The sequence below is a fragment of the Pseudomonas sp. F3-2 genome (assembly GCF_038804275.1).
Lineage (GTDB): Bacteria > Pseudomonadota > Gammaproteobacteria > Pseudomonadales > Pseudomonadaceae > Aquipseudomonas.
Genome location: NZ_CP152388.1, coordinates 5,780,432 through 5,795,845, shown reverse-complemented (window position 1 = coordinate 5,795,845; position 15,414 = coordinate 5,780,432). Strand labels below are relative to the sequence as shown.

General features: G+C 59.9%; 13 protein-coding genes. 8 read left to right on the top strand and 5 right to left on the bottom strand.

The window, feature by feature from the left end:
* Positions 1-91 precede the first annotated feature (91 nt).
* Entirely contained in the window at positions 92-2,314 is a 2,223-nt protein-coding gene (gene ppk1, locus AAGQ88_RS25840; RefSeq protein ID WP_285426546.1) for a polyphosphate kinase 1, read from the top strand.
* Here ppk1 and ppx read toward each other — a convergent pair.
* The 5 genes from ppx to AAGQ88_RS25815 form a co-directional block, all read right to left on the bottom strand.
* A complete protein-coding gene (gene ppx / locus AAGQ88_RS25835) occupies positions 2,301-3,803 on the bottom strand; it encodes an exopolyphosphatase (RefSeq protein WP_285426547.1) in 1,503 nt (500 codons plus the stop codon). The two genes, ppk1 and ppx, sit on opposite strands and share 14 nt — an antisense overlap.
* Positions 3,804-4,089: 286 nt before the next feature.
* Positions 4,090-4,824: an amino acid ABC transporter ATP-binding protein gene (locus AAGQ88_RS25830; protein WP_342653985.1), complete on the bottom strand. Its 735-nt coding sequence runs from the start codon at positions 4,822-4,824 to the stop codon at positions 4,090-4,092.
* Positions 4,811-5,461, bottom strand: a complete 651-nt coding sequence (locus AAGQ88_RS25825) for an amino acid ABC transporter permease (RefSeq protein ID WP_342655890.1) — start codon at positions 5,459-5,461, stop codon at positions 4,811-4,813. The genes AAGQ88_RS25830 and AAGQ88_RS25825 overlap by 14 nt, the downstream gene beginning before the upstream one ends.
* Positions 5,458-6,123 (bottom strand): amino acid ABC transporter permease, encoded by a 666-nt coding sequence (locus AAGQ88_RS25820; protein WP_285426549.1) that lies wholly within the window; start codon positions 6,121-6,123, stop codon positions 5,458-5,460. The genes AAGQ88_RS25825 and AAGQ88_RS25820 overlap by 4 nt, the downstream gene beginning before the upstream one ends.
* Before the next feature lie 41 nt (positions 6,124-6,164).
* A complete protein-coding gene (locus AAGQ88_RS25815; protein WP_285426550.1) occupies positions 6,165-6,950 on the bottom strand; it encodes a transporter substrate-binding domain-containing protein in 786 nt (261 codons plus the stop codon).
* Between the two features lie 256 nt (positions 6,951-7,206).
* Here AAGQ88_RS25815 and AAGQ88_RS25810 point away from each other — a divergent pair, with 256 nt between their 5' ends.
* From AAGQ88_RS25810 to AAGQ88_RS25780, 7 genes are all read left to right on the top strand, one after another.
* Positions 7,207-7,911, top strand: coding sequence for a FadR/GntR family transcriptional regulator (locus tag AAGQ88_RS25810; protein ID WP_285426578.1), 705 nt, complete (start codon positions 7,207-7,209; stop codon positions 7,909-7,911).
* Between the two features lie 168 nt (positions 7,912-8,079).
* A complete protein-coding gene (gene trxA / locus AAGQ88_RS25805; protein WP_166594126.1) occupies positions 8,080-8,409 on the top strand; it encodes a thioredoxin TrxA in 330 nt (109 codons plus the stop codon).
* A 228-nt stretch (positions 8,410-8,637) separates the two neighbouring features.
* The gene (gene rho / locus AAGQ88_RS25800; RefSeq protein WP_027979976.1) at positions 8,638-9,897 is read left to right on the top strand and encodes a transcription termination factor Rho; all 1,260 of its coding nucleotides are present in this window, start codon (positions 8,638-8,640) and stop codon (positions 9,895-9,897) included.
* A gap of 91 nt (positions 9,898-9,988) precedes the next feature.
* The gene (locus AAGQ88_RS25795; protein WP_342653984.1) at positions 9,989-11,950 is read left to right on the top strand and encodes an acyltransferase family protein; all 1,962 of its coding nucleotides are present in this window, start codon (positions 9,989-9,991) and stop codon (positions 11,948-11,950) included.
* A 73-nt stretch (positions 11,951-12,023) separates the two neighbouring features.
* The gene (gene ubiD, locus AAGQ88_RS25790) at positions 12,024-13,490 is read left to right on the top strand and encodes a 4-hydroxy-3-polyprenylbenzoate decarboxylase (RefSeq protein ID WP_093465973.1); all 1,467 of its coding nucleotides are present in this window, start codon (positions 12,024-12,026) and stop codon (positions 13,488-13,490) included.
* The gene (locus tag AAGQ88_RS25785; protein WP_342653983.1) at positions 13,490-14,458 is read left to right on the top strand and encodes a CDP-6-deoxy-delta-3,4-glucoseen reductase; all 969 of its coding nucleotides are present in this window, start codon (positions 13,490-13,492) and stop codon (positions 14,456-14,458) included. The genes ubiD and AAGQ88_RS25785 overlap by 1 nt, the downstream gene beginning before the upstream one ends.
* Positions 14,459-14,644: 186 nt before the next feature.
* A complete protein-coding gene (locus AAGQ88_RS25780) occupies positions 14,645-15,319 on the top strand; it encodes a gamma-glutamylcyclotransferase (RefSeq protein WP_285426554.1) in 675 nt (224 codons plus the stop codon).
* Positions 15,320-15,414 lie beyond the last annotated feature (95 nt).

Below are 15,414 nucleotides of genomic sequence, written 5' to 3'. Positions count from 1 at the left end.
CACCATCGTTGTGGCGCACACGGCACGTCGATCGGATTCGCCGTTTGCGCGGCCCAACTGTTACAAGGCCAATTGCCTTACAGGATTATTCATGAGCACCGAAGGATCTACCGAAGCAGCAGTTGAACTTGACCCCCAGGCCATGACGCAGGAAATCACTGCCGTGGTCGAACCGAGCATCGAAGTGCTGCCTGCCATCGAGCCGCATCCTCCCGCCGCGCCAGCCGTGGTGATTCCCAATCTGGATGACAGCAGCCTCTACATTCATCGCGAGCTGTCGCAGCTGCAGTTCAACATTCGTGTGCTGGAGCAGGCGCTGGACGAGTCCTATCCGTTGCTCGAGCGGCTCAAGTTCCTGCTGATCTTTTCCAGCAATCTGGATGAGTTCTTCGAAATCCGTGTAGCGGGCCTGAAGAAGCAGATTACATTCGCCCGCGAGCAGGCGGGGGCCGATGGTTTGCAGCCGCATCAGGCGCTGGCGCGTATCAGCGAGCTGGTGCACGGGCATGTCGATCGCCAGTACGCGATCCTCAATGACATCCTGCTGCCTGAGCTGGAAAAACATCAGGTGCGCTTCATTCGTCGCCGGGCCTGGACGACCAAGCTGAAAACCTGGGTGCGGCGCTATTTCCGCGATGAGATTGCGCCGATCATTACGCCCATCGGCCTGGATCCGACGCACCCGTTCCCGTTGCTGGTCAACAAGTCGCTGAACTTCATCGTCGAGCTGGAAGGTATCGACGCGTTCGGTCGCGACTCGGGCCTTGCAATCATTCCGGCGCCCCGCTTGCTGCCGCGCATCATCAAGGTGCCGGAAGACGTCGGTGGTCCTGGCGACAACTACGTGTTCCTGTCGTCGATGATCCACGCTCACGCCGATGACTTGTTCCAGGGCATGAAGGTCAAGGGCTGCTATCAGTTCCGCCTGACCCGCAACGCCGATCTGGCGCTGGACTCCGAAGACGTCGAAGACCTGGCCCGCGCGCTGCGTGGCGAGTTGTTTTCCCGGCGTTATGGCGACGCCGTGCGCCTGGAAGTGGCCGATACCTGTCCCAAGCACCTCTCGGACTATCTGCTCAAGCAATTCAACCTCAGTGAAACCGAGTTGTATCAGGTCAATGGTCCGGTGAACCTGACCCGGCTGTTCAGCATCACCGGTCTGGACAGCCATCCGGAGCTGCAGAACGCGCCATTCACGCCGGCGATTCCCAAGCTTTTGCAGAACAGCGAGAACATCTTCAACGTCATCAGCAAGCAGGATATTTTGCTGCTGCACCCGTTCGAGTCGTTCACGCCGGTGGTCGACCTGCTGCGTCAGGCCGCGAAGGACCCTCACGTTCTGGCCGTGCGCCAGACGCTCTACCGCAGCGGCGCCAACTCGGAGATCGTCGACGCGCTGGTGGACGCTGCGCGAAACGGCAAGGAAGTCACTGCCGTCATCGAGCTGCGCGCGCGTTTCGATGAAGAGTCCAACCTGCAGCTCGCCAGTCGTCTGCAAGCAGCTGGCGCGGTGGTGATTTACGGCGTCGTCGGCTTCAAGACCCACGCGAAGATGATGCTGATCCTGCGTCGTGAGGCCGGCGAGATCGTGCGTTATGCGCATCTGGGTACGGGCAACTACCACGCGGGCAACGCGCGCCTGTACACCGACTACAGCCTTCTGACCTCCGATGATGCGTTGTGTGAGGACGTCGGCAAGCTGTTCAGTCAGCTGATCGGCATGGGCAAGACGCTGCGCATGAAAAAACTGCTGCACGCCCCGTTCACGCTCAAGAAAGGCATGCTCGACATGATCGCCCGCGAGACGCAGTTCGCGGCCGAGGGCAAACCTGCGCACATCATCGCCAAGTTCAACTCGCTGACCGATCCCAAGATCATTCGCGCGCTGTACAAGGCCAGTCAGACCGGTGTGAAAATTGATCTGGTCGTGCGCGGCATGTGCTGTCTGCGTCCTGGCGTGCCGGGCGTTTCCCATAACATTCAGGTGCGCTCGATCGTCGGCCGCTTCCTTGAGCACACGCGGGTGTTTTATTTCCTCAATGGCGGCGACGAGCAGATGTTCCTGTCCAGTGCCGACTGGATGGAGCGCAACCTCGACAAGCGTGTGGAGACTTGCTTCCCGGTCGAGGGCAAGAAGCTGATCCTGCGGGTCAAGAAGGAACTGGAAGGCTATCTGACCGATAACACCCACGCCTGGCTGCTGCAACCGGACGGGCGCTACATCCGCAGCACGCCGACCGGCAACCAGAACGCCCGCAACGTGCAGGCGATGCTGCTCGAGAAGTTGAGCAACCCGGTCCTCAGCGTACGCTGAGGACGATACCGACTCGGGTCAGCCACTCCGCTTCCAGGGCGAAGTCGGCCTGAGTCAGTTGGTTGTTTTCCAGCCAGCCATCGGGAAACAGGATGTCCAGATGGTTACCGTTGGCAGTCAGCACAGGTTGCGGCATCTCTTGGGTGCCGCGAATGTGATGGAACAGAATCGCGAAGCGCAGCAGCACGCACAGGCGAATCAGCTTCACGCCTTCACCGCCGAACTCGGCAAACTTGTCCTTGGGGATATTGCGACGGTGTCCGCGCACCAGTAGCGCCAGCATCTGCTGGTCTTCGCGCGAAAATCCCGCCAGATCCGAATGCTCGATCAAGTAAGCGCCGTGCTTGTGGTAGTGATAGTGGGCGATGTCCAGCCCGACTTCATGCACCTTGGCGGCCCATCGCAGCAGTTCGCGATACAGATCGTCTTCCAGCTCCCAGGCCTTGGCCACCTGCTCCAGCGCGGACAGCGCCTTGCGCTCGACGCGTTCGGCCTGTTTCAGGTCGACGTGGTAGCGATCCATGAGGGAGCTGAGCGTGCGCTCGCGGACGTCTTCATGGTGATGACGCCCGAGCAGGTCATACAATACGCCTTCACGCAGCGCGCCTTCACAATGATCCATGCGGTTGAGTTCAAGCGCGTCGAAAATCGCTTCCAGAATCGCCAGACCCGCCGGGAAGATTGCGCGACGGTCCGGCTTGATGCCGTCGAAGTCGATTTTGTCGACCTCGCCAAGCTTCATCAGCTTGCGTTTGAGCCAGGCAAGGCCGTCCGCGTTGACTTCGCCGTTGCCATGTCCGCCGGCCTTGAGCGCCAGGCCGATGGCCCGAATGGTGCCCGACGAACCGATGGCTTCATCCCAGGTCAGGCGGTGCAGGGCGTGCTCGATGCTCATGATCTCCAGCCGCGCTGCCGTGTACGCCTGGGCGTACCGAGCCGGAGTGATCTTGCCGTCTTTGAAGTAACGCTGGGTAAAGCTTACGCAACCCATCTGCAGACTCTCGCGCAGCAGCGGTTCGAAGCGCTGCCCGATGATGAATTCGGTACTGCCGCCACCGATGTCGGCCACCAGCCGTTTGCCCGGCGTGTCCGCCAAGGTGTGAGACACGCCCAGATAGATGAGGCGTGCTTCTTCGCGGCCAGAAATGACTTCAACCGGATGCCCGAGGATTTCTTCGGCGCGATGAATGAATTCGTTGCGGTTACGAGCCTCGCGCAGGGCGTTGGTGCCGACGATCCGTACGGCGCCGGGCGGCATACCGTTGATCAGTTGGGCAAAACGCTTGAGGCAATCGAGCCCGCGCTGCATGGATTCTTCGTTGAGGCGGCGCTCATCGTCGATCCCGGCGGCCAGCTGCACTTTTTCGCCCAGCCGCTCAAGGATGCGTATCTCACCTTGGTGGGCTTTGGCGACGACCATATGAAAGCTGTTGGAGCCCAGGTCGATCGCGGCGATCAGCGAGAGGTTTTTGGCTGTTGAGTGCGGCATGGTCAAAAGATCTCGGTCGATAACCCCGACATCGTGCCACGATCCATCACTGCCGCCAAACCGACAACACCTCGCCGACACTGTTGCACGGCATGTACGACCGGCATCAGCCGGGAAGAGGCCGTGTGCGCCATCGATTTGCGGTGGGGCGACTGACGCCTTCCCGGCTAAAGCCAGTCCTACAAAGCGCGCGCGTAGGTCGATATGTAGGACCGGCTTCAGCCGGGAAGAGGCCGGTATGTACGCCGTCAGTTATCGGCTGGCTGCAAACATCAGCCGCCCGAAGTCACGCCTGCTCAACCGACCCAATGAAATTCGCCAGCTCAGGCGTCTTCGGGTTGGCCATCAATTCCCGCGGGTCGCCCACCTCGTGCACCTTGCCTTGGTGCATGAACACCAGCTTGTCGCCGACCTCGCGGGCGAAGCGCATTTCGTGGGTCACCATGATCAGGGTCATGCCATCTTTGGCCAGCTGACGCACGACGCTGAGCACCTCGTTGACCAACTCCGGGTCCAGAGCCGAGGTGATCTCGTCGCACAGCAACACCTTCGGCGACATGGCCAGCGCGCGAGCGATCGCCACGCGTTGCTGCTGCCCGCCTGACAGACGGTCAGGGAACGCGTCGAATTTCTCGCCCAGCCCAACGCGATCGAGCATTTCCCTGGCCAGCCGGGCAGCTTCAGCCTTGGACGCCTTCTTCACGACTTGCGGCGCCAGCATGACGTTTTCGCCCACTGTCAGGTGAGGAAACAGGTTGAACTGCTGAAAGACCATCCCGACCTTCTGCCGCAGGGTGCGCAGGTCGGCACGGGCTGCGTCGAGGTACTCGCCGTCGACCTCGATCACGCCGTCGTTGATCGACTCCAGCCCATTGAGCGTGCGCAGCAGCGTGCTCTTGCCCGAGCCGCTGCGACCGATGATCGCCACGACCTGACCTTCCTCGACGCTCAGGTCGATCCCTTTGAGGACGTGGTGGTCGCCATAATATTTGTGCAGGGCGGAAATTCTAAGCAGAGGCATGAAGTCTCCTTTCCAGGTAGCGCGCGCTGAGTGACAACGGGTAGCAAAGCAGGAAGTAGCCCAAGGCAACGAAGCCGTAGACCATGAAAGGCTGGAACGTGGCGTTGGCCAGCATGCCGCCGGTTTTGGTCAGCTCGGTAAAGCCGATGATCGAGGTCACGGCGGTGGCCTTGACGACCTGCACCGAGAAGCCGACCGTTGGCGCGACCGCAATGCGCAGCGCTTGCGGTAGGATCACGTAGCGCAGTTGCTCCAGAGGCGTCAGCGCGAGGCTCGCGGACGCTTCCCACTGACCGTTGGAGATTGACTCGACGCAGCCACGCCAGATCTCCGCCAGATAGGCACTGGTGAACAGCGTCAGTGCAAGCGCTGCGGCGAACCACGGTGAAATATCGACGCCCATCAGCGCAACACCGAAGAACACCAGAAACAGCTGCATCAGCAGCGGCGTGCCTTGAAACAGTTCTATATAGCCACGCGCGACGCTGCGCCAGAACGAGGTGCTGGAAATGCGCATCGTCATGACCAGCAGACCAATCACGCCGCCGCCGATGAACGCCACCAGCGACAGGGCCAGCGTCCATTGCAGGCCCGTGAGCAGATTGCGCACGATGTCCCATAAAGTGAAATCCATCAGCGACTCCTCGCGATGTAACGTCGGCCGACCCACGCCAGCAACTGGCGGATGAGCAGCGCCATGGCCAGATAAATCAGAGTGGTGACGATGTAGGTCTCGAAGGCGCGGAAATTACGCGACTGGATGAAGTTGGCAGCGAAGCTGAGCTCCTCCGTCGCGATTTGCGAGCAGACCGCCGAACCCAGCATGACGATGATGATCTGGCTGCTCAGTGCGGGCCAGACCTTGCCAAGGGCGGGGATCAGCACCACGTGACGGAAGGTTTCGTAACGGGTCATCGCCAGCGCAGCCGATGCTTCGAGCTGACCGCGTGATATCGCCTGAATGCCGGCGCGGATGATTTCCGTCGAATACGCGCCCAGGTTGATCACCATCGCAAGCACCGCGGCCTGCCACTCGGAAATCTGCAGCCCGAGCGAGGGCAGGCCGAAGAAGATGAAGAACAGCTGCACCAAAAACGGCGTGTTGCGTATCAGCTCGACGTAAACCCCGAAAAGCGCCGAGAACGGCTGAATCTTCCAGGCCCTGACGATCGCGCCGACGACGCCGACGCTTACGCCCAACAGCGTTCCGATGGCCGTCAATTCCAGTGTGAACAGCGCCCCGCGCAACAGAAGATCGGCGTTTTGCAGGACCGGAACGAAGTCGAACTGATAAGCCATCTAAATGCCTCGAATCAGGTGGGGTGGCTGGAGAACGGCGATCAGAGATCAGCAGGCAGCGGCTGCTTGAGCCAGGTCTGCGAGTTCTTTTCCAGCGCGCCGTCTTTCTTCGCCGCTTCAAGGATTTCGTTGACCTTGGCCAGCAGTTCCGGCTGACCTTTGTTGACACCGACATACACCGGCGAATCCTTGAGCTTGACCTTCAGGGCAGGGATACGCTTCGGATTCTTCTCGCTGATGGCAACCATCACCACGTTGCCGCTGGCGATCAGGTCGGTCTGGTTGGCCAGATAAGCTGCAATGGTGGAGTTGTTGTCTTCGAAGCGCTTGATCGTGGCTTCCTTGGGCGCAACGGCGGTCAGCTCGATGTCTTCGATGGCGCCGCGGGTCACGCTGATGGTCTTGCCTTTCAAGTCGTCCACGCCGTTGATGGAAGCGTCAGGCGGACCGAAGACCGCCAGGTAGAAGGGCGCGTAGGCACGGGAAAAATCGATGACTTTTTCACGATCCGGGTTCTTGCCGAGGCTGGAGATCACCAGATCGACCTTGCCGGTGGTCAGGAACGGAATGCGGTTAGTGCTGTTGACTGGCGTCAGCTCAAGCTTGACCTTCAATTGATCGGCGATCAGCTGTGCGGTGTCGATGTCCAGCCCGCGTGGCTTCATGTCAGGGCCGACCGAACCAAACGGCGGGAAATCCTGAGGAACGGCGACCTTGAGTGTGCCGCGCGCAGTCACATCGTCCAGGCCATTGGCCTGAGCGGGGGCCTGGCCGAGCATCAGGCTGGCAAACAGGGCAGCAAGCAGAGCGTTGTAACGCTTGGTCATGTGACGTCTCCGGATCGATCGTATGGTTAGCGGATGCCGAACGTCATTTGCACAGCCCATGCCACCCACACGGACGCGACCACAGAATGCGGGCTGTGGCGCCAAATTGGTCTAACTGGTCTGAACAGTCGGTCAATGGTTCGCCCTCCTTTGGCGCGCCGCAAAGCCCCGGCGCCCCTTGCTTGGGCGTGACTTGCCGAATCCGGCGGATGACTATAAAAGAGGAATTTCCAACGGTTATCGCCTCCGGACAGCCATGCATCCGAGTCCCATTGCAGTACCCGAAGCAGCCTTTCAGGCGATCCGCAAATTGATCGCCGAGCAGGGCTACGCGCCCGGCGACAGCCTGCCATCGCAGCGGGATCTGGCGGTTCGCCTCGGCGTGAGTCGTGCCTCGTTGCGAGAGGCCTTGTCGTCTTTGAGCGCGTTGGGCGTTGTCAGTGTGCAGCCCGGAAAAGGCGTATTCGTGCAGGCGGTTTCTGAACCAGAACAGCGCACGAGCGGTTTTTCATGGCCGTATGCCGCCCATGCGTCGCCTTCAGAAACCTTTCAGTTGCGCTACGCGCTCGAAGGCTTCGCCGCGGGCCTTGCCGCGGTGACATTGACGGCCGATGAGCGCGATGTGCTTGAAGACAATGTGGAGGCCATGCGTCTGGAGCTGAAAGCGGGCGACTTCGATTGCGCCGCCCGGCTCGATTTCGATTTTCACCGACGCATTCTGATCGCCAGCGGCAACCAGGCGATTCTCAGCATCATTACTGCGAGCGCAGACATTTTTCTCGAGAGCCAGAAACTGCCCTTCATTCGCGCGGGCAGGGCCATGGAAACCTGGCAGGAGCATCGCAAAATCCTCCGCGCGCTGGCCCGAAACGCCTCAGGTCCGGCGCAGAAAGCGATGCAGGAGCACATAAGAGGTGCGGCGCTTCGTACCGGAATCGTATTCGTCGCGCCTTCTGCATGAAGGATCCATGCCCCTAGGGCGGGCGAGCCGTGTAATGGCGCGCCCGTCACTTCAATAAAGCTAGTCATCGATGTTCATAGCAAGAGACAATCGCCCGCGCCTTCCTGTCACGGCGTGACACAGTTATGATGGTCCACGTTTTTTTGCCTATGACCTCGGAGAAATCTCATGAGTAGCGACCTTATCAAACACGTCAGCGACGCGAGCTTCGAAGCCGATGTCCTGAAGGCACAAGGCCCTGTGCTGGTTGATTACTGGGCTGAGTGGTGTGGCCCGTGCAAAATGATCGCTCCGGTTCTGGACGACATCGCCGGCACCTACGAAGGCAAGCTGACCATTGCCAAGCTGAACATTGACGAAAACCAGGAAACTCCGGCCAAGCACGGCGTTCGTGGCATTCCGACCCTGATGCTGTTCAAGGACGGTGAAGTGGCTGCCACCAAGGTCGGCGCTCTGTCCAAGTCTCAGTTGCAAGCGTTTCTGGACGCCAACATCTGATGGCGCTAAAGCCCCGCAAACAGCGGGGCTTTTTTCTGGCGTTGCACTAGACGCTTGGAAAATCAAGTGGTACATTCGGCCCCGCAACGGCTTCTCCGTTGCCCCCTGCTAGCCGTCGCCGACGCTCTCCTTTCGATTTGTACGCGATCCTGTCGCCTTCTCTGCGGCGCGGCCTCATTAAGCCAAAAGCTTAATTTCCCCCTCCATACATGATTACGTCATTCCTATATGAACCTGACTGAACTCAAGCAAAAGCCTATTACCGATCTGCTCGAAATGGCCGAACAGATGGGCATAGAAAATATGGCCCGTTCGCGCAAGCAGGATGTGATCTTCTCCCTGCTGAAAAAGCACGCTAAAAGCGGCGAGGAAATCTCGGGTGATGGCGTGCTGGAGATCCTCCAGGATGGCTTCGGCTTCCTCCGCTCTGCAGACGCCTCCTACCTCGCCGGCCCAGACGACATCTACGTCTCGCCGAGCCAGATCCGCCGCTTCAACCTTCGCACGGGCGACACCATCGTCGGCAAGATCCGCCCGCCGAAAGAAGGCGAGCGTTACTTCGCACTGCTCAAGGTCGACACCATCAACTTCGACCGTCCAGAAAACGCGAAGAACAAGATTCTGTTTGAAAACCTGACGCCGCTGTTCCCGACCGTGCGCATGAAGATGGAAGCCGGTAACGGTTCCACCGAAGACCTCACCGGTCGCGTGATCGACCTCTGCGCCCCGATCGGTAAGGGTCAGCGTGGTCTGATCGTTGCTCCGCCAAAGGCGGGCAAGACCATCATGCTGCAGAACATCGCGTCGAACATCACCCGTAACAACCCTGAAGTCCATCTGATCGTTCTGCTGATCGATGAGCGTCCGGAAGAAGTGACCGAAATGCAGCGCACCGTGCGCGGCGAAGTGGTCGCCTCCACGTTCGACGAGCCACCTACCCGTCACGTGCAAGTCGCCGAAATGGTGATCGAGAAGGCCAAGCGTCTTGTCGAGCACAAGAAGGACGTGGTCATCCTGCTCGACTCCATCACCCGTCTGGCGCGCGCTTACAACACCGTCATCCCGAGCTCCGGCAAGGTACTGACCGGTGGTGTCGACGCCCATGCACTGGAAAAACCAAAGCGTTTCTTCGGTGCGGCTCGTAACATCGAAGAAGGCGGCTCGCTGACCATCATTGCTACCGCGCTGGTTGAAACCGGCTCGAAGATGGACGAAGTGATCTACGAAGAATTCAAAGGCACCGGCAACATGGAGCTGCCTCTGGATCGCAAGATCGCTGAGAAGCGCGTCTTCCCGGCCATCAACATCAACCGTTCCGGCACGCGCCGTGAAGAGTTGCTGACCGCCGATGACGAGCTGCAGCGCATGTGGATTCTGCGCAAGCTGCTGCATCCGATGGATGAAGTGGCCGCCATCGAATTCCTGGTCGACAAGCTGAAACAGACCAAGACCAACGATGAGTTCTTCCTGTCGATGAAGCGCAAGTAAAGCGCTTCACCGAACCGGCTGTAAAAAAATGGTGTCCCTTGGGGCACCATTTTTTTAGTTTTCATTCGCACATCAGGAGACAGGGAGCGTCATGCATACGTTTGGCAACCGTCGTGACATCGACGGGCTGAGGGCTCTGGCCGTAATACCGGTCGTGCTCTTTCATTTCGGCCTTGGCTTCAGCGGAGGTTTCGTCGGTGTAGACGTATTCTTCGTCATCTCCGGCTATCTGATCACCTCCATCATTTTTCGTGAGATCAGCGCGGGGCGTTTCAGCTTCGTCGATTTCTGGGCAAGACGTGCGCGTCGTATCCTGCCGGCGCTCAGCGTGGTGTTGCTGGCCTGCCTTGTCGTGGGCTGGCTGTTACTGACCCCGAAGGATCTCTCGCAGTTGGGAAGGGCGGTTCGTTATCAGGCCACCTTCATGTCCAACATCCTGTTCATGAGGCAGGACGGTTATTTCAATCCGGCTTCGGATTTCAAGCCGCTGCTGCATACCTGGTCGCTGTCGGTCGAAGAGCAGTACTACGTGTTCTTCCCGATGCTCATGGTCCTGCTCACCCGCTTCCTCAAGCATTGGCGCATGGTCCTCGGCGGCCTTTTGCTGCTGTCCTTCGGCCTGAATGTCTGGATTATCAATCGCAACCCCGACGCTGCGTTTTTCCTGCTGCCGATGCGCGCCTGGGAGCTGCTGTGTGGCGCGATGCTCGCGGTCGTCCCGGCAACCTCCACTAGATTGCGACCTTGGGTCTATGAGGCGGTCAGCGGTCTGGGGCTGTTGTTGGTGCTGTATGCGATGTTCGCTCTGGACAAGTTCACGCCGTTTCCCGGCAAGGCTGCGCTGCTGCCGGTACTGGGCGCAGCAGCAATGATCTGGGCCAACGGTCATCGCAGCACGTTAGTGGGCCGCGTGCTCAGCCATCCGGCGCTGGTGAGTGTCGGGCTGATTTCCTACTCGCTGTATCTGTGGCACTGGCCGGTTTTCGTTTATGCGAATGCGATATCGGTAGACGCCATGGTCTGGAGTGAGTCGGTGCTCTGGATTGCATTAAGCGTGGTGCTCGCCCTCCTGAGCTGGAAATTTGTCGAGCTGCCGTTCCGCGACAGGCGTGTGCTGGCCACTCGTAAATCGATATTGGTCGGCGGGCTGGCGGCGATTGTCGTGTTAGGCACGGCCGGGCAGGTCATCCGCTCGGCCGATGGCGTACCCGGCAGGCTGTCCGGGCTTGCCAAGGCGTATGCCGATTCCCGCGAGTGGCAGGCAGGTCAGTTGCAGTGCCTGATGGACAGCGACAGCAAAGAGCCGATGAAAGTGTGCCGTTTTGGTCCCGAGTCGCACGATACCCCTGAACAGCTGGTGTGGGGCGACAGCCATGCGGCGCACCTGCTTCCTGCGATCAAGTCGGACGCAGAACTGTACAACCAGCCGGTCTGGCTCATATCGCTGTCCGGGTGCCCGCCGATTCCGGGCAAGGTTTCTCGGAAACAATGCGCGGACTTCAACAAGCGGGTGGCGAGCCTGATTCAGGAAAAGCGCATCCACGACGTGGTCCTTGCCGCGCGCTGGAGTCTGTACCTCTACGGTGCCGAGGACGGCGACATGCGCAACGCCATCTATAAGCGCGAGAGCCGCGAGGTTGCCGAGCAGCGAGTGTCAGCGCAGATTCGCGAGACCGTCGCCAGCATTCGTCAGACCGGCGCCCAGGTATGGCTGGTCAAGGAAGTGCCTTTGCAGCGTCAAGGGACGATCGCGCGGCTGAGCAGCCTGGCGATGGTAGGGCGATCGGCGGCAGACGTGGGTCGACCTATCACCGATCACCTGGCTCGACAGCGCTTCATCAGTGAGTTGTTCGCCAGCCTCAGCGCGGCCGATCCTGACGTGCATGTGCTGGACCCTGCACCCATCCTGTGCCCGGACGGCATCTGTCGGGCTGCACTTAATGGGGTTTCCCAATATAAGGACGAAGATCACCTGTCCGACCACGGCGGGGAACGCATGAAGCCGCTGCTGGCGCCGGTTTTCCTTGGTGAAAACACGCTTCGGGGCGGCTGATTGCGTGTTCGACAGCTGCTGTCGGCCGCCAGAGCAGGTAGGATGTGCATCTATTTGTTAAGTGGCCGGGTTAATGAAATTCAAGGATCTACGGGATTTCGTGCAGCAGCTTGAGCAGCGCGGAGAGTTGAAACGCATTCAGGTACCCATTTCCCCTGTGCTGGAGATGACCGAAGTCTGCGACCGGACCTTGCGTAACAAGGGCCCGGCACTGCTGTTCGAGAACCCGACCGGTTATGACATTCCGGTACTTGGCAACCTCTTCGGCACGCCCGAGCGTGTCGCGATGGGAATGGGCGCAGAATCCACCGAAGAGCTGCGGGAAATCGGCAAGTTGCTGGCCTTCCTCAAAGAGCCCGAGCCTCCGAAAGGCCTGAAAGACGCCTGGTCGAAGTTGCCGATCTTCAAGAAAGTCATCTCCATGGCGCCGAAGGTCGTCAAGGACGCGCCGTGTCAGGAAGTGGTCATCGAAGGCGATGACGTCGACCTGGGCATGCTTCCCGTCCAGACGTGCTGGCCGGGAGATGTCGGTCCCTTGATCACCTGGGGGCTGACCGTCACCAAAGGCCCGAACAAAGAACGCCAGAATCTGGGTATCTACCGTCAGCAGGTCATCGGCCGCAACAAAGTGATCATGCGCTGGCTGAGCCATCGTGGCGGCGCGCTGGACTTCAAAGAGTGGTGCGATAAGCATCCGGGTCAGCCATTCCCTGTCTCCGTGGCCTTGGGCGCAGACCCTGCGACCATTCTCGGCGCCGTCACGCCAGTGCCTGACAGCCTGTCCGAGTACGCGTTCGCCGGTTTGCTGCGCGGCAATCGGACCGAACTGATCAAATGCCGTGGCAACGATCTTCAAGTGCCGTCCAGCGCCGAGATCGTCCTCGAGGGCGTGATTCACCCCGGCGAAATGGCTGACGAGGGTCCTTATGGCGACCATACCGGCTATTACAACGAGGTCGACAGCTTCCCGGTGTTCACCGTCGAGCGCATCACTCACCGCATCAAGCCGATTTACCACAGCACTTACACCGGCCGTCCACCGGATGAGCCCGCGATTCTGGGTGTGGCGCTGAACGAAGTGTTCGTGCCTATCCTCCAAAAGCAGTTTCCGGAAATCACAGATTTCTATCTGCCGCCAGAGGGTTGCTCGTATCGCATGGCGGTCGTGACCATGAAGAAACAGTATCCCGGCCATGCCAAGCGCGTGATGTTGGGTGTCTGGTCGTTTTTGCGACAGTTCATGTACACCAAGTTCGTTATCGTCACCGATGACGACATCAATGCTCGTGACTGGAACGACGTCATCTGGGCGATTACCACGCGCATGGACCCCAAGCGCGATACGGTGATGATCGACAACACGCCTATCGATTACCTCGACTTCGCCTCGCCGGTCTCCGGCCTGGGTTCGAAAATGGGACTCGATGCCACCCATAAATGGCCAGGCGAGACCACCCGGGAATGGGGGCGCGCCATCGTCAAAGACGACGCCGTCACTCGCCGGATCGATGACATCTGGAATCAGCTGGGAATAGATTGATGCGCGTAACCTTGCAGCCGTCGGGCGCAGTAATTGAAACGTTGCCTGGCGAGCGGATCCTCGACGCCGCTCAGCGCCTGGGCTACGAATGCCCGCAAAGCTGTCGCAACGGCAACTGCCATATCTGCTCGGCACTGCTGGTCGAAGGCCGCGTGCTGCAGGCGGGCGAAGTCCTTGAGCACGGCGAAATCTACACCTGCCTGGCGGTGCCGCAGGCGGACTGCGTGGTCCTCTGGGACAGCGTTCTGGCCCTTGGTGAATTGCCGGTGCGCACGTTCGCCTGTCAGGTCAGCGAGTGTGTCGAGGTGGGCGGCGATGTCTGGCGTGTCATGCTGCGTGCCCCGGCAGGCAAGCCGCCGCGCTATCACGCAGGTCAATATTTGATGATCGAGCGGGACGACGGCGAGAAGTCGGCGTTTTCCATGGCATCGGCGCCTGAGAGCGGTCGCGATCTTGAGTTTCACGTGCTGGCGAGAGAAGCCAGCGCTCAGAATCTGATCAAGCAGTTGCAACGCGAGGGCATGGCGCGCGTCGAGCTGCCCTTTGGCGATACGCACCTGGGCGAGCTCCCGGACGGTCCACTGGTACTGATCGCCGCCGGCACCGGCATGGGGCAGATGCACAGTTTGATCGAGCACTGCCGGGCCAAAGGTTTTCCGTATCCGGTGCATGTTTATTGGGGCGTTCGCCGTCCGGAAGACTTTTACGAGCTCAAGCACTGGGATGAGTGGAAGACGCTGCCCAACCTGCACCTGCACAAGATCGTCAGTGATCTGTGTGGCTGGGAAGGACGCTGCGGGATGCTGCACGAAGCCGTGTGCGAGGATTTCAAGAACCTCAAGTCGATCTACGTCTACGCCAGCGGTTCGCCAGCGATGGTCTATTCCACGCTCGATGCGCTGGTGCTGGCCGGGATGGATGCACATCAGATGCGTGCTGACGTGTTCGCCTACGCGCCGCGCGCCTGACCGTCCGCCCGATGGCGGCAGCCGTGGAGAGTTAATTGCATCAGAATAGGTGCGGGGTCGGTTTTTCGGCGTCACGGCCCGCACGTTGCTCGCAACAGTGTCTGATTGTTGATTCGCTGCTGCGTGAGCCGCTTTAAGCAGTACTTAGCACTACGCTGGCGTCAAATTGGCCAGCGGGGGAGCCAGATGGGGAATCAAATCAATAGCTTGGTGGAAGCTGTACACGACGGCCTCGGGTTGTCGTATCCACCCGTTATCGACCTTGGGCCTAAACTGACCCGCGAACAACTTCTCGCCTCCATGCATGCCACCATGAGCCGCCATAAGGGCGGGCCGGTCTGGCTGTTCGCTTACGGCTCGTTGATCTGGCGTCCGGAATGCTCCGCCGTGGAGCGTCAGCGCGGCCGCGTGCATGGTTATCACCGCGGCCTCTACCTCTGGTCCCACGAGCATCGTGGCACCCCGGAGCAGCCCGGTCTGGTCTTCGGTCTTGATCGCGGCGGTTCGTGCAGCGGCTTCGCCTATCGCTTGCCGGAAGAGAACATCGAGGAATCGTTGCTGGCTTTGTGGCAGCGAGAAATGCCGTTCCCGTCCTATCGTCCTCATTGGCTCAGTTGCCGCCTGGAGGATGGCACCAAGGTGCAAGCGCTCGGATTCGTGCTGGAGCGTCACCTGCCCAGCTACGCAGGAAATCTGCCGGACAGCGTGCTGACCCAAGTGCTGGCAAGCGCCAGCGGCCGCTATGGCACGACGTGGGAGTACGTAGAACAGACCATCCACGCCTTGCGCAGCCACGCAATGCCGGACTTGAGCCTGGAAGAGCGGTTCAAACGGTGCAAACCGATTTTGCTGGCGGTTTAACAGCTGGTCGCGAACGCTGTTTTCATGCCAAGGCGGTGCGGGAGTTTCGCCCGTCGGCTTGATAAGCGTTGAAGCCTATCAAGCCGTTCTTCCGG